Annotated in this window: 16 protein-coding genes; 14 read left to right on the top strand and 2 right to left on the bottom strand. The window is 62.2% G+C overall.

What is annotated here, in order from left to right:
• Positions 1 to 157 precede the first annotated feature (157 nt).
• Positions 158 to 2377, bottom strand: a complete 2220-nt coding sequence (locus tag TRP66_RS14420; RefSeq protein ID WP_333403821.1) for a primosomal protein N' — start codon at positions 2375 to 2377, stop codon at positions 158 to 160.
• A gap of 164 nt (positions 2378 to 2541) precedes the next feature.
• Between TRP66_RS14420 and rpmE the strand changes: the two genes are divergently transcribed.
• The 3 genes from rpmE to TRP66_RS14405 all read left to right on the top strand — a co-directional run bounded on the left by rpmE (position 2542) and on the right by TRP66_RS14405 (position 4983).
• Entirely contained in the window at positions 2542 to 2763 is a 222-nt protein-coding gene (rpmE, locus tag TRP66_RS14415; protein ID WP_002551648.1) for a 50S ribosomal protein L31, read from the top strand.
• 12 nt (positions 2764 to 2775) lie between these two features.
• Positions 2776 to 3579 (top strand): thermonuclease family protein, encoded by an 804-nt coding sequence (locus tag TRP66_RS14410; RefSeq protein ID WP_333403837.1) that lies wholly within the window; start codon positions 2776 to 2778, stop codon positions 3577 to 3579.
• A 135-nt stretch (positions 3580 to 3714) separates the two neighbouring features.
• The gene (locus TRP66_RS14405) at positions 3715 to 4983 is read left to right on the top strand and encodes a malic enzyme-like NAD(P)-binding protein (protein ID WP_333403794.1); all 1269 of its coding nucleotides are present in this window, start codon (positions 3715 to 3717) and stop codon (positions 4981 to 4983) included.
• 177 nt (positions 4984 to 5160) lie between these two features.
• On the opposite strand, the gene TRP66_RS14400 is transcribed toward TRP66_RS14405, so the two are convergent.
• Positions 5161 to 7596, bottom strand: a complete 2436-nt coding sequence (locus TRP66_RS14400; RefSeq protein WP_442965208.1) for a penicillin-binding protein 1A — start codon at positions 7594 to 7596, stop codon at positions 5161 to 5163.
• A gap of 207 nt (positions 7597 to 7803) precedes the next feature.
• On the opposite strand from TRP66_RS14400, the gene TRP66_RS14395 reads away from it, so the two are divergent.
• The 11 genes from TRP66_RS14395 to hemE all read left to right on the top strand — a co-directional run bounded on the left by TRP66_RS14395 (position 7804) and on the right by hemE (position 23748).
• Complete coding sequence (locus tag TRP66_RS14395; protein WP_333403790.1) at positions 7804 to 8868, top strand: pilus assembly protein PilM; 1065 nt, start codon at positions 7804 to 7806, stop codon at positions 8866 to 8868.
• Positions 8868 to 9437, top strand: coding sequence for a PilN domain-containing protein (locus TRP66_RS14390; protein ID WP_333403788.1), 570 nt, complete (start codon positions 8868 to 8870; stop codon positions 9435 to 9437). The genes TRP66_RS14395 and TRP66_RS14390 overlap by 1 nt, the downstream gene beginning before the upstream one ends.
• Positions 9434 to 10057, top strand: coding sequence for a type 4a pilus biogenesis protein PilO (pilO, locus tag TRP66_RS14385; RefSeq protein ID WP_333403786.1), 624 nt, complete (start codon positions 9434 to 9436; stop codon positions 10055 to 10057). The genes TRP66_RS14390 and pilO overlap by 4 nt, the downstream gene beginning before the upstream one ends.
• Positions 10054 to 10581, top strand: coding sequence for a pilus assembly protein PilP (locus tag TRP66_RS14380; RefSeq protein ID WP_333403784.1), 528 nt, complete (start codon positions 10054 to 10056; stop codon positions 10579 to 10581). Before pilO ends, TRP66_RS14380 begins: the two co-directional genes overlap by 4 nt.
• A 47-nt stretch (positions 10582 to 10628) precedes the next feature.
• Positions 10629 to 12734, top strand: a complete 2106-nt coding sequence (gene pilQ, locus TRP66_RS14375) for a type IV pilus secretin PilQ (protein ID WP_333403782.1) — start codon at positions 10629 to 10631, stop codon at positions 12732 to 12734.
• A gap of 4 nt (positions 12735 to 12738) precedes the next feature.
• Positions 12739 to 13257, top strand: a complete 519-nt coding sequence (gene aroK / locus TRP66_RS14370) for a shikimate kinase AroK (protein WP_333403780.1) — start codon at positions 12739 to 12741, stop codon at positions 13255 to 13257.
• A gap of 127 nt (positions 13258 to 13384) precedes the next feature.
• Positions 13385 to 14488 carry a 3-dehydroquinate synthase gene (aroB, locus tag TRP66_RS14365; protein ID WP_333403778.1) on the top strand — a complete coding sequence of 368 codons (1104 nt, stop codon included), beginning with the start codon at positions 13385 to 13387 and terminating at the stop codon, positions 14486 to 14488.
• Positions 14489 to 14498: 10 nt separating this feature from the next.
• The gene (locus TRP66_RS14360) at positions 14499 to 16106 is read left to right on the top strand and encodes an AAA family ATPase (RefSeq protein WP_333403776.1); all 1608 of its coding nucleotides are present in this window, start codon (positions 14499 to 14501) and stop codon (positions 16104 to 16106) included.
• 358 nt (positions 16107 to 16464) lie between these two features.
• Positions 16465 to 20910 carry a glutamate synthase large subunit gene (gene gltB, locus TRP66_RS14355; protein WP_333403774.1) on the top strand — a complete coding sequence of 1482 codons (4446 nt, stop codon included), beginning with the start codon at positions 16465 to 16467 and terminating at the stop codon, positions 20908 to 20910.
• Positions 20911 to 21032: 122 nt separating this feature from the next.
• The gene (locus tag TRP66_RS14350; RefSeq protein ID WP_333403772.1) at positions 21033 to 22451 is read left to right on the top strand and encodes an FAD-dependent oxidoreductase; all 1419 of its coding nucleotides are present in this window, start codon (positions 21033 to 21035) and stop codon (positions 22449 to 22451) included.
• A gap of 232 nt (positions 22452 to 22683) precedes the next feature.
• Positions 22684 to 23748 (top strand): uroporphyrinogen decarboxylase, encoded by a 1065-nt coding sequence (gene hemE / locus TRP66_RS14345; protein ID WP_333403770.1) that lies wholly within the window; start codon positions 22684 to 22686, stop codon positions 23746 to 23748.
• Positions 23749 to 23767: the final 19 nt, after the last annotated feature.

Genomic DNA, 23767 nt, shown 5'->3' with positions numbered 1-23767 from the left:
GCTTTGGGCCAAAGCGGGAAGAGTGGACGGCAGCTTGGCTCCTACACGTGCTCAAGGGCACCGCGATTAGACAGCTTGCCGTCCACCCCTCTCACCCCAGACTTTAGCCTGATGGAAGACACAAGCGAGCTTGCTCGCGATCTTACGTCCTGTGGGGCTAGTAGAGATCCACCGGGTCCACATCCAGCGACCATCTGACCGCTCGTCCGCTTGGCATCGCTTCCAGTGCCAGCAGCCAGACGCTCAGCAGTTTATGCAGAGGTGCCCGCGCATTGCCTTGCAGCAGCAACTGTGCCCGATAGCGACCGGCGCGGCGTTCCATCGGCGCCGGAACCGGGCCGAGCAGTTCGATGCCGGTCAGGCCCATGCGTGCCAGCAGGTCTTCGGCTTCGGCGCAGGCCTGATCGAGGAACGCTTCGGCCTGCCCCGGCTTGTGGGCTTCGGCGCGCAGCAGTGCAAGGTGCGAGAACGGTGGCAGTCCCGCAGCGCGGCGTTCGCTCAAGGCCTGTTCGGCAAAGGCGAAATAGCCCTGTTCGGTCAGCTGGATCAGCAGCGGATGGTCGGCCAGATGCGTCTGGATGATCACCTTGCCTGGCTCCTCGGCCCGGCCGGCGCGGCCTGCGACCTGCACGATCAGTTGGGCCATGCGCTCGCTGGCGCGGAAATCTCCGGAAAACAGGCCGCCATCGGCATCCAGGATCGACACCAGGGTCACCCGAGGGAAGTGATGCCCCTTGGCAAGCATCTGGGTGCCGACCAGGATGCACGGCTGGCCGCGATGGATGGTCTCGAACAGCTTGCTCATCGCATCCTTGCGCGCGGTGCTGTCCCGGTCGACGCGCAGCACCGGGTAGTCCGGAAACAGAATGGCCAGCCTCTCTTCGGCCCGCTCGGTTCCGGCGCCCACGGGTCGCAGGTCGACCCTGCCGCACGAAGGACACTGGCGCGGCACGCGCTCGACATAGCCGCAATGATGGCAGCGCAATTCGCCGGAGCGCTGGTGCACCGTCATACGCGCGTCGCAACGCTGGCAGCCCGACATCCAGCCGCAGTCATGACACAGCAGTGTGGGCGCGAAGCCGCGACGGTTGAGAAACACCAGCACTTGCTGGCCCGACGCCAGAGTCTGGCCGATGGCTTGCTGCATCGGTCCGGAAATGCCGCTGTCCAGAGGGCGACTCTTTACGTCCAGGCGCAGAAAACGTGGCTGCTGCGCGCCGCCGGCCCGTTCATTGAGGCGCAGCAGGCCGTAGCGGCCGGTATAGGCGTTATGCAGGCTTTCCAGAGAAGGTGTGGCCGAGCCCAGAACAATCGGAATGTCTTCCTGACGCGCACGCACCAGTGCCAGATCGCGAGCGTGATAGCGCAGACCTTCCTGCTGTTTATAGGAGCCGTCGTGTTCTTCGTCGATGATAATCAGGCCCGGATTCTTCATCGGCGTGAACAGGGCCGAGCGGGTGCCGATGATGATATCGGCCTCGCCGTCCCGGGCCGCCAGCCAGGCGTCCAGACGGTCCCTGTCGTTGACTGCCGAGTGCAGCAAGGCGATGCGCGCATTGAAGCGCTGCTCAAAGCGCGCCAGAGTCTGCGGCCCCAGATTGATTTCCGGGATCAGCACCAATGCCTGCTTGCCGGCTTCCAGAGTCTGGCGGATCAGCTGGAGATAGACTTCGGTCTTGCCGCTGCCGGTGACCCCGGCCAGCAGATAGGCGTGGAAACTGCCGAACCCGGAGCGAATCGCCTCGCAGGCGGCGCGTTGCTCGGTGTTGAGCGGCAGTTCCGGCTGCGCCAGCCAGCGTTCATGCCGCTCTGTCGGCGCATGGCTGCGCACTTCGACGTACACCAGTTGCTTGGCGAGCAGCAGATTGAGGCTTTCCTTGTTGAGCATCAGTTTGCTCAACAGCTGATGAGCCACGCCGTGGGGATGCTGGGCGAGGGTCTTCATCGCTTCTCGTTGCCTGGGCGCCCGGGCGATGCGTGGATCGTCGACGCTGGCCTCCGGCGCGACGTGCCAGAAGCGCTCCTGACGGGTTTCGGCCGGCTCGCCCTGACGCAGCAGCACCGGCAGCGCCCAGCTCAGGGTATCGCCCAGACTGTGCTGGTAATACTGGGCGGTCCACAGGCACAGCTTGAACAGCGAGGCCGGCATGGGCACTTCGCTGTCCAGCAGGGCGATGGCAGGTTTGAGCTTGTCGTCGGGGACGTCGCTGTGATCGACGACTTCCACCAGAATGCCGATCATCTCCCGCCGGCCGAACGGCACCCGCAGCCGCATGCCCGGTTTCAAGGCACTGCGTGCGATGCCGGCGGGTGCGCGATAGTCGAACAGGCGGCGCAGCGGCGAAGGCAAGGCAAGGCGCAGAATGGCGTTGGGCACGCGTGGATTCCCTGTGGGTCTGGGGCGGATGCGCGATCTTAGCAGACGGTCGGTGCAAAGGTTCGCTTGCGTCGTTCTGATTGTCTGGTACTATCCGCAGCCTATTTGCGTGCGGTACTCGACAATAGTGTCGGGTGGCGGCTCGCCAGAGCGAGGAAGTATCCATGAAAGCTGATATCCATCCAGTTTACGAAGCCATTGACGCAACCTGCAGCTGCGGCAATGTCATCAAGACCCGTTCCACCCTGGCCGCTCCTCTGAGCCTGGACGTGTGCAACGAGTGCCACCCGTTCTACACCGGCAAGCAGAAGACGCTTGACGTTGGCGGCCGTGTCGACAAGTTCAAATCCCGCTTCGGTGCGTTCGGCGCTACCAAGGCGAAGTAAGACGGGTTGCCTGTGGGCATATCCGGAATACTTGAAAAGACGCCCCTTGTGGGCGTCTTTTTTATGTCCGCGATTTGGCTTTCCAGTGCCGAAGCGTTCTGTCCAGCGCCCGGAAAGCTGCCGACGGCGCAGGTGCGCAAGGTCGTGGACGGCGACACGCTGCGCCTCGCCGATGGCCGCAGTGTGCGCATGATCGGGCTCAATGCGCCCGAGACCGGCAAGAAAGGCAAAAGCGCCGAGCCTTACGCCGAAGCCGCGCGCCGTCGCCTGCAAGCCCTGGTGGACGAAAGCGCCGGACAGGTCGGGCTGCGCGTCGGCCGGCAGGGCAAGGATCATTACGGCCGCACGCTTGCCAATGTCTACGGCCGCAACGGAACCAGTTTCGAGGCGCAGCTATTAAGCGAAGGGCTGGCCTATCAGGTCGCGATCGCGCCCAACGTTGCGCTGGTCGATTGCCAGCGCAGTGCCGAGCGTGCGGCGCGTCAGGCGCGGCGCGGGCTGTGGCGAAATTCTCCGGTGCAATCCGCCGGCTCGGTCAGCCGCAGCGGTTTTGCGGTGGTCAGCGGCAGGGTCGAATCGGTGCAGCGCAATCGCGGCGGGATGTGGATCGAGTTGAAAGGCGGCGTGGTGCTGCGCATCGAAACGAAATCACTGGCCTCGTTCGACCAGGCGATGCTCAGGCGCCTGCCGGGCAGCACGGTCGAGGCGCGTGGTTGGGTCGTGGACAGAACCCGCCGGGGCGGCCTGAAAACCGGTCAGGCGCGCTGGCTGGTACCGCTCACGCATCCGGCCATGCTGAGTCCGGCCGGCGGATAGTCAGGCCGGCGATCTAAGCGTAAAGTCTAACCCTCCGCCCCTTGACAGCTGTGACTGGTCAGTCTTGTTAGGACTATGCATCTTGCGTATCCTCGGCGGTCCGTCAGTCCCACAGCAAAAAGCGGAATCGCATACATGTCAGATCTGAAAACTGCCGCGCTCGAATACCACGCCAACCCTCGTCCGGGGAAACTGAGCGTCGAACTTACCAAGCCGACCGCTACCGCCCGTGACCTGGCGCTGGCCTACAGCCCTGGCGTAGCCGAGCCTGTACGCGAGATCGGCCGCGATCCCGAGCTGGCCTACAAATACACCGGCAAGGGCAACCTGGTAGCAGTTATTTCCGACGGCACCGCGATTCTGGGTCTGGGCGACCTGGGTCCGCTGGCGTCCAAGCCTGTCATGGAAGGCAAGGGTGTCCTGTTCAAGCGTTTCGCCGGTATCGACGTGTTCGATATCGAAGTCGATTCCGAGAGCCCGCAGGCTTTCATCGACACCGTCAAGCGCATCTCCATCACGTTCGGCGGCATCAACCTGGAAGACATCAAGGCGCCTGAGTGCTTCGAGATCGAAAAGGCCCTGATCGAACAGTGCGACATTCCGGTTTTCCACGACGACCAGCACGGCACCGCCATCGTGACCGCGGCGGGCATGATCAACGCCCTGGAAATCGCCGGCAAGACCCTCGATTCCGCCAAGATCGTCTGCCTGGGCGCCGGCGCCGCAGCCATCTCCTGCATGAAGCTGCTGGTCAGCATGGGCGCGAAGATCGAGAACATCTTCATGCTCGACCGTAGCGGCGTGATCCACTCCGGCCGTACCGACCTGAACCAGTACAAGGCCGTGTTCGCTCATCCGACCGAGAAGCGTACCCTGGCCGATGCCCTGGATGGCGCCGATGTGTTCGTCGGTCTGTCCGGCCCGAACCTGCTGACTCCGGAAAACCTGAACCGCATGGCGAAGGACCCGATCGTGTTCGCCTGCTCCAACCCGGATCCGGAAATCTCCCCGGAGCTGGCTCACGCCACTCGCAGCGACGTGATCATGGCGACCGGTCGTTCGGACTACCCGAACCAGGTCAACAACGTGCTGGGCTTCCCGTTCATCTTCCGTGGTGCTCTGGACGTTCGCGCCAAGCGCATCAACGAAGAAATGAAGATCGCCGCCGCCAACGCCCTGCGCGAACTGGCCAAGCTGCCGGTCCCTCAGGAAGTCTGCGACGCCTACGGCGGCATCAAGCTGGAATTCGGTCGTGAGTACATCATTCCGAAGCCAATGGACGCCCGTCTGCTGGGCCTGATCGCCGACGCGGTCGCCAAGGCAGCCATCGAGAGCGGCGTAGCCACCCTGCCGTATCCGAAGCACTACCCGCTGACCAGCGTGGAAGACGTGTTCAAGGGCTAAGCCCGAACCCGCAACGCAAAACGCCCCGACATGTCGGGGCGTTTTTGTTTGTGTGCTACGCACCTGTAGGAGCCAGCTTGCTGGCGATCTGGCGCAAAGACGCCACGAGATTTCCAGGCGTACCGCGTCATCGTTCATCGCCAGCAAGCTGGCTCCTACAGCAAACGATTTTGCGGATCAGAACAAATCAATCGGCGCCGATTCATCCGCCGGCAGCGGGCTGCCCGGTGCGCTGCCGCCCAGTTCGCTCACGCTTGGCGGGGTGTCTTCGCTCTTGAACAGTTCGAAGAACGCATTCGGCGTGCTCGGCGTTGCGGCGCGGCCGCTGACCGGGTCCACACGCAGGCTCAGGATGCCGTCCGGTTCAGGTTGCTGATGCGGCGGCTTGTCCTTGAGCGCGGCGCTCATGTAATTCATCCAGATCGGCAGGGCCACGGTACCGCCGAACTCATGGCGACCCAGGCTTTCCGGCTGATCGAAGCCGGTCCAGACAGTCGTGACGTAGTCGGCGTTGTAACCGGAGAACCATGCGTCCTTGGATTCGTTGGTGGTACCGGTCTTGCCGGCGATATCCGGACGATTCATCGCCAGTGCCCGGCGCCCTGTACCGCGCTTGATCACATCCTGCAGCATGCTGTTGAGGATGAACGTGGTGCGGCTGTCGACGATGCGCTCGGCAACGGCCGGCGCCTGCGGCTCGGCCGGGGTTCCCGAGGTGGTGCTCAGGCCCGGGTTGTCGTTGACCGCGAAAGTCGAGGTGTCGGCCGCTGGCCTGGCTTCATTGGCGGGCACGCTCGGCGGATTGGCCGCGAACAGCGTCTGGCCATCGCGGTTCTCGATCTTTTCGATCAGATAAGGGCTGACCTTGTAGCCGCCGTTGGCGAAGGTACTCCAGCCGGTCGCGATTTCCATCGGCGTCAGGGTGGCGGTGCCCAGTGCCAGCGACAGGTTGCGCGGCAGGTCCTGTTTGGCGAAGCCGAAGCGGGTGATGTAGTCGATGGTGCTGTCCACGCCCAGCGCCTGCAATAGCCGGATCGAAACCAGGTTGCGGGATTTGTACAGGGCTTCGCGCAGCCGGATCGGCCCCAGGAAGGTATTGGTGTCGTTCTTCGGACGCCAGACCTTGTCCAGGTACTCGTCGACGAACACGATCGGCGCATCGTTGACCAGACTCGACGCGGTGTAGCCATTGTCCAGCGCGGCGCTGTAGACGAACGGCTTGAAGCTGGAACCGGGCTGACGCTTGGCCTGCATGGCGCGGTTGTAGTTGCTCTGCTCGAACGCGAAGCCGCCCACCAGCGCGCGAATCGCACCGTTGCGCGGGTCCAGCGAGACCAGCGCGCTCTGCGCGGCAGGGATCTGCGCGAACTTGAGGCTGTCGTCGTCCTGGCGCAGCACGCGGATCAGGTCGCCCACTTTCACCACATCAGCGGGCTGACGAGGGTTGGCGCCCATGCTGTTGGTGTTCAGGTAAGGCCGCGCCCATTTCATGCTGGCCCAGTCGACGGTCTCTTCCTCTTCGCCGTTACGGGTCAATACCCGCACACCGGTCTTGTCCACCTGAGTCACGATGGCCGGTTCCAGGCCATTGATGGTGCGTTGCTTGGTCAGCTCCTGGGTCCAGGCGGCGCGGGTCATGCCCGGGAAGCGGCTTTCCGGACCACGGTAGCCGTGACGCTGGTCGTAGTCGATCAGCCCGTTGCGCACGGCCAGCCGCGCGTGTTCCTGCAAATCGCTCGGGATGGTGGTGGTAACCCGGAAGCCTTCGGTGTACGCATCGCTGCCATAACGCCCGACCATTTCAGCGCGGGCCATCTCGGCGATATAGGGTGCGTCGACTTCAGGTGTCGGCACGTGGTAGCTGGCATTGAGCGGTTCGTTCAGGGCGGCCTGATAAGCGGTCTGATCGATCTTGCCCAGACGGTACATGCGCCCCAGGATCCAGTCGCGACGCTCCTTGGCGCGCGCCGGGTTGGCCAGCGGGTTGAAACGCGAAGGCGCCTTGGGCAGACCGGCGATCATCGCCATTTGCGCCAGACTGACGTCACGGATCGATTTGCCATAGTAGACTTGGGCTGCGGCCTCGATACCGTAGGCGCGGTTGCCCAGGTAGATCTTGTTGACGTACAGCTCCAGGATCTCGTCCTTGGTCAGCTGACGCTCGATCTGCAGGGCCAGCAGAATTTCGGTGGTCTTGCGCGAAAAGCTCCTCTCGCTGGTGAGGAAGAAGTTTTTCGCCACCTGCATGGTGATGGTGCTGCCGCCCGACTGGATATGGCCGCTCTTGACCAGCTGGGTCGCGGCGCGCATCAGGCTGCTGGGATCGACGCCGTAGTGGTTGGCGAAGTTGTCGTCTTCGGCCGACAGCAGGGCATTGATGAAATTGGGCGGAATCTCCGCGAAGCGGATCGGGGTGCGACGCATCTCGCCGAATTCGGCGATCAGCTTGCCGTCGCTGCTGTACACGCGCAGCGGGATCTGCAACTGGATGCTTCGCAAAGCCTCGACGGATGGCAGATTGGGACTCAGGTAAAGGAAGGCGCCGCTCAGACCGAGCAACAGTCCGCAGAAGACTGCTACAAGAGACCACCATAGAAATTTCAGCACGCGTATCAAGGCTTTTGGATTTCCGGATAGAGATGGGTTGAGCGCAGGCATTTACAAATGGACATGCCTGGAAGCTTTGGCAAACGAAAAAAACGCTCGGCATTATAAGCATTTTTCGTCCCGAGGCGTGATTTGCGCTACTGTCAAGGCTGCTGACACCGAGACAGCGACGAAATAACTCCGTAAGTGACGGAAACTCATAGGAATCAGGTTGTGTTCGAACTCTTCAGTAAGAAGGCCAACACCCTTCTAGGGATCGATATAAGCTCCACTGCGGTCAAGCTCCTTGAATTGAGTCGTTCCGGCACCCGTTACAAGGTCGAGTCCTACGCGGTAGAGCCGCTGCCGCTCAATGCCGTGGTCGAAAAGAACATCGCCGCGCTGGAGGGCGTCGGTCAGGCGCTGGCGCGGGTTCTGGTCAAGGCCAAGACCAACACGCGAACCGTGGCCGTCGCGGTGGCGGGCTCGGCGGTGATCACCAAGACCATCGAAATGGACGCGGGACTGTCCGACGATGACATGGAGAACCAGCTCAAGCTGGAAGCCGACCAGTACATTCCCTATCCGCTCGAAGAAGTCGCCATCGATTTCGAGGTGCAAGGCTATTCGGCCCGCAACCCGGAACGCGTCGAGGTGCTGCTGGCGGCCTGCCGTAAGGAAAACGTCGAAGTCCGCGAAGCCGCGCTGGCGCTGGCCGGGCTCACTGCGCGGGTCGTCGACGTCGAAGCCTACGCGCTGGAGCGATCCTTCGGATTGCTGGCTGCGCAGCTGGGCAGCGACCATCAGGAGCTGACGGTCGCGGTCGTCGACATCGGCGCCACCATGACGACCCTGAGCGTTCTGCACCACGGACGGATCATCTACACCCGCGAGCAGCTGTTCGGCGGCCGGCAGCTGACCGAGGAAATCCAGCGGCGCTACGGCCTGTCCTTCGAAGAAGCCGGCCTCGCCAAGAAACAGGGCGGGCTTCCTGACGACTACGTCAGCGAAGTACTGGACCCGTTCAAGGATGCGCTGGTGCAGCAGGTCTCGCGCTCGTTGCAGTTCTTCTTCGCCGCCGGCCAGTACAACTCGGTGGACTACATCATGCTTGCTGGCGGGTCCGCTTCCATTGCCGGGCTCGAACACCTGATACAAAAACGCCTCGGTACGCCGACGCTGGTCGCCAACCCCTTCGCTGACATGGCCCTGAGCGCCAGGGTCAACGCCGGGGCGCTCGCCAGCGATGCGCCGGCGCTGATGATCGCCTGCGGCCTGGCCCTGAGGAGCTTCGACTGATGGCGCGGATCAACCTGCTTCCCTGGCGCGAAGAGCTTCGCGAAGAACGCAAGAAACGCTTCCTGACCGCCTTGCTCGGCGTTCTGCTGCTTTCGGCCGGCACCGTGTTTCTCGTGGACCGGTTCATCAACAACGCAATCACTCATCAGAACGAGCGCAATGCATTCCTGCAAACGGAAATCGCGCAGCTGGATATCCGCATCAAGGAAATCAGTGACCTCAAGGCCCGTCGCCAGCAATTGCTCGAACGCATGAAAATCATCCAGGACCTGCAGGGCAACCGTCCGATCATCGGGCGTGTGTTCGATCAGCTGGTGCGCACCTTGCCCGACGGTGTGTATTTCTCGGAAGTGAAGATGACCGACAAGGTCATTGCCATCAGCGGCATGTCCGAATCCAACAACCGGGTTTCGGACCTGATGCGTAACCTCGATGCTTCCGACTGGCTGGAAGCACCAAGTCTTACCGAGGTCAAGGCAAACACCGCCGGAGCCGTTGACCAGGCCAACGTGTTTCAGTTGACGGTGCGTCAGACCCAGCCGGTAGTGGATGAAGGAGCCAGGCCATGAATCTGTCCGAATGGATCGAAGGGCTCCGCAAGGTTGACTTGGGCGAGCTCGACGTCAACAACGTCGGCTCCTGGCCGTCGGCAGTGAAATTCCTGTCCGGCGTGCTGCTGATGCTGCTCGTCTTCGCGCTGGGCTACTTCCTGTTCGTGCAAGACCTCGAAGCACAGCTCGACACGGCCCGCGCCAATGAAACGATGCTCAAGGAGCAATTCTCCAGCAAGGCTTTCCAGGCCGCGAACCTGGAGCCTTACAAGAAACAGATGCAGGAAATGGAAGACACCTTCGGCACGCTGCTGCGGCAATTGCCCAGCGACACCGAAGTCCCCGGCCTGCTGGAAGACATCACCCGCACGGGGCTGGGAAGCGGTCTGGAGTTCGAGGAGATCAAACTGCTTCCCGAGGAAGCCCAGCAGTTCTACATCGAGCTGCCGATCCAGATCACAGTCGTGGGCACCTATCACGATCTGGCAACCTTCGTCAGCGGCGTCGCGAGCCTGCCACGGATCGTCACGCTGCACGATTTCGAGATCAAGCCGGTGGACCCCAAGGTGCCGGGCAGATTGCGCATGAGCATTCTGGCCAAGACCTATCGCTACAACGATGAAGGGCTGAAGAAATGAAGTTGGCGCAATGGTTGTGCGTCAGTGGCGCGCTGGTCTGTCTGGCCGGTTGCGACGCAAACAAGGATTTCGCGGACCTTACGGCGTTCATGGAAGGCGTACGGGCGCGGCCGGTCGGGGCCATCGAGCCGCTGCCCAAGTTCCGCGCCTACGAAACCTTCACTTACGAAGCCGCCTCGCTGCGCAGCCCGTTCCAGCCTCCGGTCAAGATCGACCTGCAGAATCGCCAGCGCGGATCGCGCCTGATCGCGCCGGACGAAAACCGCGTCAAACAGTTTCTCGAAGGCTTCAACATCGAGAACTTCGAGATGGTCGGCACGCTGGGCAACGGGTCGGGCACCTTCGCGCTGCTGCGTGGCGAAGGAGGTGTCTATCGGGTGAAAGTGGGTGATTATCTGGGCCGCAACAACGGTCGAATCGTGTCGGTCAGCGAAGGGCAGGTCGATGTCATTGAAATAGTTCCTGATGGAGAGGGAGCCTGGCTCGAAAGGCCGCGCGTTATTGCCCTCAAAGAACGCTCATGAAGTGGGCCGGACCAAGCATGCTTAATACCGCACAACGGAAATCGATCATGACCAGGATTTTCTCGATCATCGGCGTATCGCTATGGATTGCGATGGTTTCGCCGGTCCTCCAGGCCGCCAGTCTCAGAACCCTGGATGTCGCAGCGCTACCGGGAGACCGAATCGAGCTTAAACTGTCGTTCGACACGCCCGTCCCCGCGCCGCGCGGCTACACCACCCAGGAACCGGCGCGCATTGCGCTGGACCTGCCCGGCGTGACCAGCCAGCTGGCGACTCGAAGTCGTGAGCTGGGCACCGGAAACGCGCGCAGTGTGGTCGTCGTTCAGGCACAGGACCGGACCCGGGTCATCGTCAACCTGACGACGCTTTCGCCCTACAGCACACGGGTCGAGGGCAATAATCTGTTCGTGGTCATCGGCCAGGGCGCTGCGGCGGCTCAGGCTTCCCAGCCCACGACCGCGATGGGCGCGCCGCGTGTCGCCGTGCCTAGTCCGGCACCGGCGTCCTCCAGGCCCTACGTGCCGGCAGGCGCCAAGGCCATCAAGAACGTCGACTTCCAGCGCGGCGAGCTGGGCGAAGGCAACGTGGTCATCGAGCTGAGCAATCCGAACATTGCGCCGGACATTCAGGAGCAGGGCGGCAAGATTCGTGTCGACTTCGCCAAGACCCTGCTGCCCGAGCCGCTGCGGGTACGCCTGGACGTCAAGGATTTCGCGACGCCGGTCCAGTTCGTCAATTCGACTACCGAGGGCGACAAGGCGCGGATCACCATCGAGCCGTCCGGCGCGTTCGATTACTCGGCGTTCCAGACTGAAAACAAGCTGACCATCAGCGTGCGTCCGTTGACCAACGAGGACGTCGATCGCCGCGCCGCCGACAAGCCGGTGTATACCGGCGAAAAGCTGTCGCTGAACTTCCAGGACATCGATGTACGCTCCGTCCTGCAACTGATCGCCGATTTCACCAACCTCAATCTGGTTGCCAGCGACACGGTTCAGGGCGGTATCACCCTGCGTCTGCAAAACGTGCCCTGGGATCAGGCGCTGGATCTGGTGCTCAAGACCAAAGGCCTGGACAAGCGCAAGGTCGGCAACGTTCTGCTGGTAGCGCCAGCGGATGAAATCGCCGCCCGCGAGCGTCAGGAACTCGAATCGCTCAAGCAGATCGCCGAACTGGCGCCACTGCGTCGCGAGCTCTTGCAGGTCAACTACGCCAAGGCGGCTGACATCGCCAAGCTGTTCCAGTCGGTCACCAGTGCCGAAGCCAAGACCGATGAGCGCGGTTCGATCACTGTCGACGAGCGGACCAACAACATCATCGCCTACCAGACTCAGGATCGTCTTGACGAGCTGCGGCGCATCGTTTCGCAACTGGATATCCCGGTACGTCAGGTCATGATCGAAGCCCGCATCGTCGAGGCCAACGTCGACTACGACAAGGAACTGGGCGTGCGCTGGGGGGGCAGTACCAATCTGTCCGGCAACAGCAAGTGGACCACGTACGGGCTGGATAACAACGGCGACGAGAGCGGGAACACCGGCGACGACATAACCGCCAATACGCCGTTCATCGACCTTGGCTCGACCAACGCAACATCCGGCATCGGTCTGGGCTTCGTGACCAACAACACCTTGCTGGATCTGGAACTGAGCGCGATGGAGAGAACCGGCAACGGCGAAATCGTCTCGCAACCCAAGGTCGTTACCGCCGACAAGGAAACCGCCAAGATTCTCAAGGGCACCGAGGTTCCTTACCAGGAGTCCAGTTCCAGCGGCGCCACCACGGTGACGTTCAAGGAAGCGGCGCTCTCGCTGGAAGTGACGCCGCAAATCACCCCTGATAACCGGGTGATCATGGAAGTCAAAGTCACCAAGGACGCGCCGGACTACCTCAATGCCGTGCTGGGTCAGCCGCCGATCAGCAAAAACGAAGTCAACGCCAAGGTGCTGGTGGCCGATGGCGAGACTATCGTGATCGGGGGCGTATTCTCCAACACGCAAAGTAAAGTCGTAGATAAAGTGCCTTTTCTTGGCGATGTGCCGTATGTTGGCCGCCTTTTCCGGCGTGACGTGGTGACGGAAGCCAAATCGGAGCTTCTGGTCTTCCTGACTCCGCGTATCATGAACAACCAGGCGATTGCGGTGAGTCGTTGATTCTGTGCGAAATTTAATACTCGTTGGGCCGATGGGTGCGGGCAAAAGCACCATCGGCCGTTTGCTTGCCAAAGAACTGCGGCTGCCGTTCAAGGATTCCGACAAGGAAATCGAACTGCGGACCGGTGCCAACATTCCATGGATCTTCGACCGCGAAGGCGAAATCGGCTTTCGCGACCGTGAGCAGGCGATGATCGCCGAACTGTGCGAAACCGACGGCGTGGTCCTGGCAACCGGGGGCGGGGCGGTCATGCGCCCGGAGAACCGCCGGGCCCTGCACGCGGGCGGCCGGGTGGTCTATCTGCATGCCTCGGTCGAACAGCAGGTCGGACGCACCGCGCGCGACCGCAATCGGCCTTTGCTGCGCACGGCCGATCCCGCCAAGGTGCTGAGCGATCTGCTGGCGATCCGCGATCCGCTGTATCGGGAAATCGCCGATCTGGTCATCGAAACCGACGAACGGCCGCCCCGCATGGTGGTGCTGGACATCCTTGCCCGGCTGGCGCAGCTTCCACCCCGTTAAAGCGCAGACGAAAATGCGCTATCCTCGGCGACCAATAAAATCACGGCGACGGCTGGCCTGAGTCCATGCCGTCCCCGGCGCAGCGGAATCCGCGCCGGTGCCCAATCGGTAATCAATGTGGGGACACATGCAGACACTTACGGTCGAGCTGGGTGAGCGTAGTTACCCGATTCATATTGGCGAAGGCCTGCTGGATCAACCCGAACTCCTGACTCCGCACATCGGCGGGCGACAGGTGGCGATCGTGTCCAACACCACGGTGGCCCCGCTGTACATCGAGCGGCTGACCCGCGCCCTGGCCGGTTACAACGTGCTGCCCATCGTGCTGCCCGATGGCGAGGCATTCAAGAACTGGGAAACCCTGCAAACCATTTTCGATGGCCTGCTGACTGCGCGACATGATCGCCGCACCACCGTGATCGCCTTGGGCGGCGGCGTGATCGGCGATACGGCCGGGTTTGCCGCCGCCTGCTATCAGCGCGGCGTGAATTTCATCCAGATTCCTACCACGTTGCTGTCGCAGGTCGATTCCTCGGTGGGCGGCAAGACCGGCATCAACCACCCGCTGGGCAAGAACATGATCGGTGCGTTCTACCAGCCCGGTGCCGTGCTGATCGATACCGCCACGCTGAAATCCCTGCCCGAGCGTGAACTCTCTGCGGGGCTGGCCGAGGTCATCAAATACGGCCTGATATGCGACGAGCCTTTCCTGTGCTGGCTTGAAGAACATATCGATCAGATACGCGGCCTCGAACAGACCGCGCTGACCGAGGCGATCAAGCGCTCCTGCGCCGCCAAGGCGCTGGTTGTCGGCGCCGACGAGCGTGAGTCCGGCATCCGTGCGACCTTGAACCTGGGCCATACCTTCGGTCATGCCATCGAAACCCATATGGGCTACGGGGTATGGCTGCACGGCGAAGCGGTCGCGGCGGGTACGGTCATGGCGCTGGAGATGTCGGCGCGCCTTGGCTGGATCACTTCGCAGGATCGGGATCGTGGTATCCGTTTATTGCAGCGCGCCGGGTTGCCGGTGGTGCCGCCCCAGGAAATGACCCCCGAGCATTTCCTCGAACACATGGCGATAGACAAGAAAGTCATCGACGGACGCCTGCGGCTGGTGCTTCTGCGCCGGCTGGGCGAAGCGGTTATCACGGACGATTATCCAAAAGAAGTACTACAGGCCATCCTGGCCGCGGACTATCGCGCCCTGGTAGATCAGCTTAGAGGTTAACGGAAAACCCATGACTAGTTTGCATGCCGACGAGGCTTTTCTCGGTCACTATCAGTTGAGTCATGACCCCTTTGCGGCGCGGGTACCTGGCTTCAAATTTTTCCCCGCCCAGCGCAAGCCGGTCCTGGGGCAGCTTCACCATCTGGCGCGTTACAGCCAATTGCTGCTGGCCGTTACCGGACCGCAGGGCAGCGGCAAGACCCTGCTGCGGCAGGCACTGGTCGCCAGCACCAACAAACAATCGGTCCAGAGTGTCGTAGTGTCCGCTCGCGGCGCCAGCGATGCCGCCGGCGTACTGCAGCAGGTCGCTCAGGGCCTGAGCGTCGCGCACGCGGAAATGCAGCCGATTCTCTCCCAGGTGGTTCAGCTCGGGCTGACCGGCCAGGAAGTCTATCTGCTGGTGGACGATGCGGAACAACTCGGTGATTCGGCGCTCGAAGCCTTGCTGGGACTGGCTGAGGGAACACCGGAAGGCCGTCCGCATGTGTTCCTGTTCGGCGAGCCTTCGCTGCTCGACCGCCTGGATCAACTGTGCGCAGCCTTGCACGGCGACGTCGAAGGCGAGCGCTTTCACGTCATCGAGCTGCAACCCTACACGGAAGAAGAAACCCGGGAGTATCTGGCGCAGCGCCTGGAAGGCGCGGGGCAATCCATTTCCCTGTTCACCGCCGACCAGATCACCGATATCCATGAACAATCCGATGGCTGGCCTGGCGCTATCAACCAGGTGGCCCGCGATTCAATGATCGAGGCGATGATCGCGAGTCGCTCTGCGGTCAAACGTCCAAGTGTGGGGTTCAACATGCCGAAAAAATACGTATTGGCTCTGGGTGGAGTCGTCGTGGTAGCCGTGGCGGCAGCAGTGCTGATTCCGGGCCGTGACGACAAGCCGGCCAATGCACCGGCCACAGCCCAGGCACAGTTGCCACTGGGTGAAGGCAAACCTGCCACGCAACAGTCGAACAACGGTGGCCCGGCCATCGAGTTCGCGGGTAACTCGCAACCGGTACCGCTGCCGTTGGGTGGCAATTCGCAACCCGTGATGCGTGGGCCGCTGGCCGAGGCCGCCGGTTCGACCGATGGCGATGAAGATGCAGTGCCGACCGGATCGCCCGCTCAGCCGCCGACCGTCACGACCAGCGCGCCGCCTGCCGGCGTGCCGGCCGGTCAGCCCGTAGCGCAAGCCCAGCCTCAGGCCCAGGCTCCCCGTCCGGCCGCGCAGCCCGCCCCGGCCGCCAAGCCCGCGCCTGCGCCGGCACCTACCCAGGTCGCGACCGCCAAACCGGCGCCCAAGCCTGCCGAGAAGTCCGCGGCAGCCAAACCTGCGGCCGGCAGCAGCTGGTACAGCGGTCAGGCGCCGGGCCATTACGTGGTGCAGATCCTGGGCACCAGCTCGGAAGCCACCGCGCAGGCCTACGTGGCGGAGCAGGGCGGCGAGTACCGTTACTTCAAGAAAACCCTGCAGGGCAAGCCGCTGTATGTGGTGACCTACGGTAACTTTTCCGACCGCGCTGCCGCCCTGGCAGCCATCAAGGTCTTGCCAGCCAAGGTTCAGGCTGGTAAACCTTGGCCTCGTACTGTCGCCAGCATCCAACAAGAGCTCGGCGCCACTCGCTGAAGTCGCAGCGGCCTTATCCAGGCCGCTCACCCGGCAACCCCTGATTTTACCCGCTTGAGCGTGCCGCCTATGGGTGGTGCGCCTTGTGGCGTCTGCGTCACGAACGCTCAGAAGTCCCCCCGCTTCGATCAGATCGTCAAAAACAAATTTTGACTACCACGGCTCTACGATCTAAAACCTTCACAAATGCGACATTAAAGATCGACCAATCGTCGTAAAATTTGTGGGCCTAAGTGTCGCTGTGTACAATGACCTCCGTTTTGCCTGTCCAAAGCTGACGTTCGTTCGGCGTGACAAGTAAGTGGTTGAATTAAAAGGAAAAGCCTCCTCGAGGAGGCAGCCTGGTGAGAAAGTGTCTATGAAAGCAGGTCTGTACCAACCAGATGAATTCAAGGATAACTGCGGCTTCGGCCTGATCGCTCATATGCAGGGCGAGCCCAGTCATCACCTGTTGCAGACGGCGATCCAAGCCCTGACCTGCATGACCCACCGTGGTGGGATCAACGCCGACGGCAAGACCGGCGATGGTTGCGGTTTGTTGATCCAGAAGCCGGATGCCTTCCTGCGCGCCGTCGCCGCGGAGCAATTCGGCGCCGAGCTGCCGCGTCAGTACGCGGTGGGCATGGTGTTCCTCAACCAGGACGATGCCCGCGCCGACGCCGCTCGCGAAAACATGAATCGCGAAATCCTGGCCGAAGGCCTAGACCTGATCGGCTGGCGCCAGGTGCCGATCGATACCAGCGTACTCGGCAAGCTGGCGCTTGAGCGTCTGCCGAAAATCGAGCAGGTATTCATCGGTGGCGAAGGCCTGAGCGATCAGGAATTCGCGATCAAGCTGTTCAGCGCCCGTCGTCGCTCATCGGTGTCCAATGCCGCCGACGCCGATCACTACATCTGCAGCTTTTCGCACAAGACCATCATTTACAAAGGTCTGATGATGCCGGCCGACCTGACGGCCTTCTTCCCGGACCTGAGCGACGAGCGTCTGCAAACCGCGATCTGCGTGTTCCACCAGCGCTTCTCGACCAACACCCTGCCGAAGTGGCCGCTGGCCCAGCCGTTCCGCTTCCTGGCGCACAATGGTGAAATCAACACCATCACCGGTAACCGCAACTGGGCGCAGGCGCGTCGCACCAAGTTCACCAACGACCTGATGGACCTGGAAGAACTCGGTCCGCTGGTCAACCGCGTGGGTTCCGACTCGTCGAGCATGGACAACATGCTCGAACTGATGGTCACCGGCGGCATCGACCTGTTCCGTGGCGTGCGGATGATCATTCCGCCTGCGTGGCAGAACGTCGAAACCATGGACCCGGATCTGCGCGCCTTCTACGAATACAACTCCATGCACATGGAGCCGTGGGACGGCCCGGCCGGGATCGTGATGACCGAAGGTCGCCACGCCGTCTGCCTGCTCGACCGCAACGGTTTGCGTCCGGCGCGTTGGGTCACCACCACCAACGGCTACATCACCCTGGCGTCGGAAATCGGCGTGTGGGACTACAAGCCTGAAGACGTGATCGCCAAGGGTCGTGTTGGTCCGGGCCAGATCTTCGCCGTGGACACCGAGACCGGCCAGATTCTCGATACCGACGCCATCGACAACCGTCTGAAATCACGTCATCCCTACAAGCAGTGGTTGCGCAAGAGTGCCTTGCGTATCCAGGCGACCATGGAAGACAACGACCACGGTTCGGCTTTCTATTCCAGCGACCAGCTCAAGCAGTACATGAAGATGTATCAGGTCACGTTCGAAGAGCGCGATCAGGTACTGCGGCCGCTGGGCGAGCAAGGTCAGGAAGCGGTCGGCTCCATGGGCGACGATACGCCGATGGCCGTGCTGTCGCGTCGCGTGCGTTCGCCCTATGACTACTTCCGCCAGCAGTTCGCGCAGGTCACCAACCCGCCGATCGACCCGCTGCGCGAAGCCATCGTCATGTCGCTGGAAGTCTGCCTCGGCGCCGAGCGCAACATCTTCCAGGAATCGCCCGAGCACGCCTCGCGCGTCATCCTGAGCTCGCCGGTCATTTCGCCAGCCAAGTGGCGCTCGCTGATGAACCTGGAGCGTCCGGGCTTCGAGCGGCAGATCATCGACCTGAACTACGACGAGCAGACCGGCCTGGAAGCGGCTATCCGCAACATCGCCGATCAGGCCGAAGAAGCCGTGCGCGCCGGTCGTACCCTGATCGTGCTGAGCGACCGCCATATCGCGCCGGGCAAGCTGCCGGCTCACGCTTCGCTGGCGGTCGGCGCGGTTCACCATCGCCTGACCGAGCAGGGCCTGCGCTGCGACAGCAACATCCTGGTCGAAACCGCAACCGCGCGTGATCCGCATCACTTCGCCGTGCTGATCGGCTTCGGTGCGTCGGCGGTCTATCCGTTCCTGGCCTACGAAGTGCTGGGCGACCTGATCCGCACCGGCGAAGTGCTGGGCGATCTGTATGAAGTCTTCAAGAACTACCGCAAGGGCATCACCAAGGGCCTGCTCAAGATCCTGTCGAAGATGGGCATCTCGACCATCGCGTCCTACCGTGGCGCACAGCTGTTCGAGGCCATCGGCCTGTCCGAGGAAGTCTGCGATACCAGCTTCCGTGGCGTACCGAGCCGCCTGAAGGGCGCGCGTTTCGTCGACCTCGAAGCCGAGCAGAAGGCACTGGCCGTCGAAGCCTGGAGCCCGCGCAAGCCGATCCAGCAGGGCGGTCTGCTCAAATTCGTGTTTGGTGGCGAATACCACGCCTACAACCCGGATGTGGTCAACACCCTGCAAGCCGCCGTGCAGCAGGGCGACTACAGCAAATTCAAGGAATACACCGCGCTGGTGGACAAGCGCCCGGTGTCGATGATCCGCGACCTGTTCCAGGTCAAGACCCTCGACCAGCCGCTGTCCATCGATGAAGTCGAGCCGCTGGGCGAAATCCTCAAGCGCTTCGACTCCGCCGGTATTTCCCTGGGTGCATTGTCTCCTGAGGCCCACGAAGCATTGGCCGAAGCGATGAACCGCCTGGGCGCGCGCTCCAACTCCGGTGAGGGCGGTGAAGACCCGTCGCGCTACGGCACCATCCGCAGCTCCAAGATCAAGCAGATCGCCACCGGCCGTTTCGGCGTGACGCCTGAGTATCTGGTCAACGCCGACGTGTTGCAGATCAAGGTTGCCCAGGGCGCCAAGCCCGGCGAAGGCGGCCAGCTGCCGGGCGGCAAGGTCAACGGTCTGATCGCCAAGCTGCGTTACGCAGTACCGGGCGTGACCCTGATTTCGCCGCCGCCGCACCACGACATCTACTCGATCGAAGACCTGTCGCAGCTGATTTTCGACCTCAAGCAGGTCAACCCGAGCGCGCTGGTGTCGGTCAAGCTGGTGGCCGAAGCGGGCGTCGGCACCATCGCCGCGGGCGTTGCCAAGGCCTATGCCGACCTGATCACCATTTCCGGCTACGACGGCGGCACCGGCGCTTCGCCGCTGACCTCCATCAAGTACGCCGGCGCGCCATGGGAGCTGGGCCTGGCCGAAACTCACCAGACCCTGCGCGGCAACGATTTGCGCGGCAAGGTCCGGGTGCAGACCGACGGCGGCCTGAAAACCGGCCTGGACGTCATCAAGGCGGCAATCCTCGGTGCCGAAAGCTTCGGCTTCGGGACTGCGCCGATGATCGCGCTGGGCTGCAAATACTTGCGTATCTGCCACCTGAACAACTGCGCCACCGGCGTCGCGACCCAGAACGACAAGCTGCGCAAGGATCACTACATCGGCACCGTCGACATGGTGATCAACTTCTTCACCTACGTGGCCGAAGAAACCCGCGAATGGCTGGCGAAGCTGGGCGTTCGCTCGCTGGAAGAGCTGATCGGTCGCACCGATCTGCTGGACATCCTGCCGGGCGAAACCCAGAAGCAGGAGCATCTGGACCTGACGCCGCTGTTGGGCAGCGATCACGTGCCGGCGGACAAGCCGCAGTTCAGTCTGGTCGACCGCAACCCGCCATTCGACAAGGGCCTGCTGGCCGAGAAAATGGTCGAAATGGCCAAGCCGGCCATCGAGTCGCTCGGCGGCGGCGAGTTCGAACTGGATATCTGCAACTGCGACCGTTCGATCGGCGCGCGGATTTCTGGTGAGATCGCGAAGCTGCACGGCAACCAGGGCATGAGCAAGGCGCCGATCACCTTCCGCTTCAAGGGCACCGCCGGGCAGAGCTTCGGCGTATGGAACGCCGGCGGCCTGAACATGTATCTGGAAGGCGATGCCAACGACTATGTCGGCAAGGGCATGACCGGCGGCAAGCTGGTGATCGTTCCGCCCAAGGGCAGTCCGTTCAAGACCAACGACAGCGCCATCGTCGGCAACACCTGTCTGTACGGCGCGACCGGCGGCAAGCTGTTCGCGGCAGGTACGGCGGGCGAGCGCTTCGCGGTGCGTAACTCGGGCGCCCACGCGGTCGTGGAAGGCACTGGCGATCACTGCTGCGAATACATGACCGGCGGCTTCGTCTGCGTACTGGGCAAGACCGGGTACAACTTCGGTTCCGGCATGACCGGCGGCTTCGCTTACGTGCTCGACCAGGACAACACCTTCGTCGACCGCGTCAACCACGAACTGGTCGAGATACAGCGGATCAGCGGCGAAGCGATGGAGGCATATCGCACCCATCTGCAGAGCGTGCTGAACGAGTACGTCGCTGAAACCGACAGTGAGTGGGGTCGCAACCTCGCGGAAAACCTGGACGACTACCTGCGTCGCTTCTGGCTGGTCAAGCCCAAGGCGGCCAACCTGAAGTCGCTGCTTTCCAGCACCCGGGCGAATCCGCAGTAAGACGGCTGCAAGCGATGAGCTGCAAGCTTCGAGCAAGAAGCTTGCAGCGCTGTGAATTGAACAGAATCTGATTTCTTGCGGCTTGAAGCTTGTAGCTTGTAGCTGCTGTAAAGAGGCTCCAAATGGCTGAACGTCTCAGTAACGACTTCCAGTTCATCGATGTCGGGCGTAAAGATCCGAAGAAGAAACTGCTGCGTCAACGCAAGAAAGAGTTCGTGGAAATCTACGAACCTTTCAAGCCCCAGCAGTCCGCCGACCAGGCGCACCGCTGCCTGGGTTGCGGCAACCCGTACTGCGAATGGAAGTGCCCTGTGCACAACTTCATTCCCAACTGGCTCAAGCTGGTTTCCGAGGGCAACATCCTGGCCGCGGCGGAACTGTCGCACCAGACCAACACCCTCCCGGAAGTCTGCGGTCGCGTGTGTCCGCAGGACCGTCTGTGCGAAGGCGCCTGTACGCTGAACGACGGTTTTGGCGCGGTGACCATCGGTTCGGTTGAGAAATACATCACCGACACCGCTTTCGCCATGGGCTGGCGTCCGGACATGTCCAAGGTCGTGCCGACCGGCAAGCGGGTTGCCATCATCGGTGCCGGCCCGGCGGGCCTCGGTTGTGCCGACGTGCTGGTGCGCGGCGGCGTGACGCCGGTGGTCTTCGACAAGAACCCGGAAATCGGCGGTCTGCTGACCTTCGGTATCCCCGAGTTCAAACTCGAAAAATCGGTGCTGAGCAACCGTCGCGAAGTCTTCACCGGCATGGGTATCGAGTTCCGCCTCAATACCGAAGTCGGCAAGGACATCAGCGTCGATCAGTTGCTGGAAGAGTTCGATGCCGTGTTCATGGGCATGGGCACCTACACCTACATGAAGGGCGGTTTCCCTGGCGAAGAGCTGCCGGGCGTTCATGACGCGCTGGATTTCCTGATCGCCAACGTCAACCGCAACCTGGGCTTCGAAAAGTCGCCGGAAGATTTCGTCGACATGAAGGGCAAGCGCGTTGTGGTGCTGGGTGGCGGCGACACGGCGATGGACTGCAACCGCACCTCGATCCGCCAGGGCGCCAAGGCAGTGACCTGCGCCTACCGTCGTGACGAAGAGAACATGCCGGGTTCGCGCAAGGAAGTGAAAAACGCCAAGGAAGAGGGCGTGAAATTCCTCTACAACCGACAGCCGATCGCCATCGTGGGCGAGGACAAGGTCGAAGGCGTGAAGGTCGTCGAGACGCGTCTTGGCGAACCGGATGCCCGTGGTCGCCGCAGCCCCGAGCCGATTCCGGGCTCCGAGGAAATCATCCCGGCGGACGCTGTGGTGATCGCCTTCGGTTTCCGTCCAAGCCCGGCGCCGTGGTTCGAGCAGTTCTCCATCGAGACCGACAGCCAGGGCCGGGTCATCGCGCCGGAGCTGGCGACCTTCAAGCACCAGACCAGCAACCCCAAGATCTTCGCCGGCGGCGACATGGTGCGCGGCTCCGACCTGGTGGTCACCGCGATCTTCGAAGGCCGTAATGCCGCTGAAGGGATTCTGGATTATCTGGGCGTCTGATTTCGAGTGATCACCCGTAGGAGCCAGCTTGCTGGCGATAGCGGCAAGACGTTCAGCAACTATGTTGAATGTAAATCCTGCATCGCCAGCAAGACGGATCGCCGCCCGCTGGCTCCTACGAGCCGGCGGCGCAGCGCTGCAAATCACCCCCATAGATAAAAGAAACCGCATCCGCCGTGCCTTTTGGGCTGCTCTCTGAGAAAATGCCCGCACTTTTATTGCGGATGCCGACATGACTGCCCTGAAGAACGACCGTTTCCTTCGTGCCCTGCTCAAGCAACCCGTTGACGTCACCCCGGTGTGGATGATGCGTCAGGCGGGTCGTTATCTGCCGGAGTATCGCGCCAGCCGCGCGAAAGCCGGCGACTTCATGAGCCTGTGCAAGAACCCGGAGTTCGCCTGCGAAGTCACGTTGCAGCCGCTGGATCGCTATCCCCTCGACGCCGCGATCCTGTTCTCCGACATTCTGACCATCCCCGACGCCATGGGCCTGGGCCTGTACTTCGAAACCGGCGAAGGTCCGCGCTTCAAGAAAACCGTCTCCACTCTGGCTGATATCGAAGCCCTGCCGATCCCCGATGCACGTCAGGATCTGGGCTATGTGATGGATGCGGTCAGCACCATTCGCCGCGAACTCAATGGCCGCGTGCCGCTGATCGGCTTCTCCGGCAGCCCTTGGACGCTGGCGACCTACATGGTCGAAGGCGGCTCATCCAAGGACTTCCGCAAGTCCAAAGCGATGCTGTACGACAACCCGCAAGCCATGCACTTGCTGCTGGACAAGCTGGCACAGTCGGTGACCTCTTACCTGAACGGTCAGATTCTCGCCGGCGCCCAGGCTGTACAGATCTTCGACAGCTGGGGCGGCAGCCTGTCCTCGGCGGCTTACCAGGAGTTCTCGCTGGCCTATATGCGCAAGATCGTCAGCGGTCTGATCCGCGAGCATGACGGCCGCAAGGTGCCGGTAATCCTGTTCACCAAGGGCGGCGGTCTGTGGCTGGAAAGCATTGCTGATGCCGGAGCCGATGCGCTGGGCCTGGACTGGACCTGCGATATCGGCGAAGCGCGCCGCCGTGTCGGCGAGAAGGTCGCGCTGCAAGGCAACATGGACCCGACCGTGCTCTATGCCCGCCCTGAAGCGATTCGCCAGGAAGTGGCGCGTATTCTGGCCAGCTACGGTCACGGCACCGGCCACGTCTTCAACCTGGGTCACGGCATCACGCCCGAAGTCGACCCGGCCAACGCCGGCGCCTTTATCGAAGCCGTGCATGAGATGTCGGCGCAGTATCACCAGTAAAATCGCCAGCAAGCTGGCT

It is taken from the genome of Pseudomonas sp. JDS28PS106 (genome assembly GCF_036706555.1).
Lineage (GTDB): Bacteria > Pseudomonadota > Gammaproteobacteria > Pseudomonadales > Pseudomonadaceae > Aquipseudomonas.
This window is presented reverse-complemented; position numbering and strand designations above follow the sequence as displayed.

Bases quoted from the DNA above. Each gene is read 5' to 3' on its own strand.
- rpmE (WP_002551648.1), top strand. From the start codon at position 2,542: ATGAAAGCTGATATCCATCCAGTTTACGAAGCCATTGACGCAACCTGC.
- TRP66_RS14405 (WP_333403794.1), top strand. From the start codon at position 3,715: ATGTCAGATCTGAAAACTGCCGCGCTCGAATACCACGCCAACCCTCGT.
- TRP66_RS14390 (WP_333403788.1), top strand. From the start codon at position 8,868: ATGGCGCGGATCAACCTGCTTCCCTGGCGCGAAGAGCTTCGCGAAGAA.
- pilO (WP_333403786.1), top strand. From the start codon at position 9,434: ATGAATCTGTCCGAATGGATCGAAGGGCTCCGCAAGGTTGACTTGGGC.
- TRP66_RS14380 (WP_333403784.1), top strand. From the start codon at position 10,054: ATGAAGTTGGCGCAATGGTTGTGCGTCAGTGGCGCGCTGGTCTGTCTG.
- pilQ (WP_333403782.1), top strand. From the start codon at position 10,629: ATGACCAGGATTTTCTCGATCATCGGCGTATCGCTATGGATTGCGATG.
- aroB (WP_333403778.1), top strand. From the start codon at position 13,385: ATGCAGACACTTACGGTCGAGCTGGGTGAGCGTAGTTACCCGATTCAT.
- TRP66_RS14360 (WP_333403776.1), top strand. From the start codon at position 14,499: ATGACTAGTTTGCATGCCGACGAGGCTTTTCTCGGTCACTATCAGTTG.
- gltB (WP_333403774.1), top strand. From the start codon at position 16,465: ATGAAAGCAGGTCTGTACCAACCAGATGAATTCAAGGATAACTGCGGC.
- TRP66_RS14350 (WP_333403772.1), top strand. From the start codon at position 21,033: ATGGCTGAACGTCTCAGTAACGACTTCCAGTTCATCGATGTCGGGCGT.
- hemE (WP_333403770.1), top strand. From the start codon at position 22,684: ATGACTGCCCTGAAGAACGACCGTTTCCTTCGTGCCCTGCTCAAGCAA.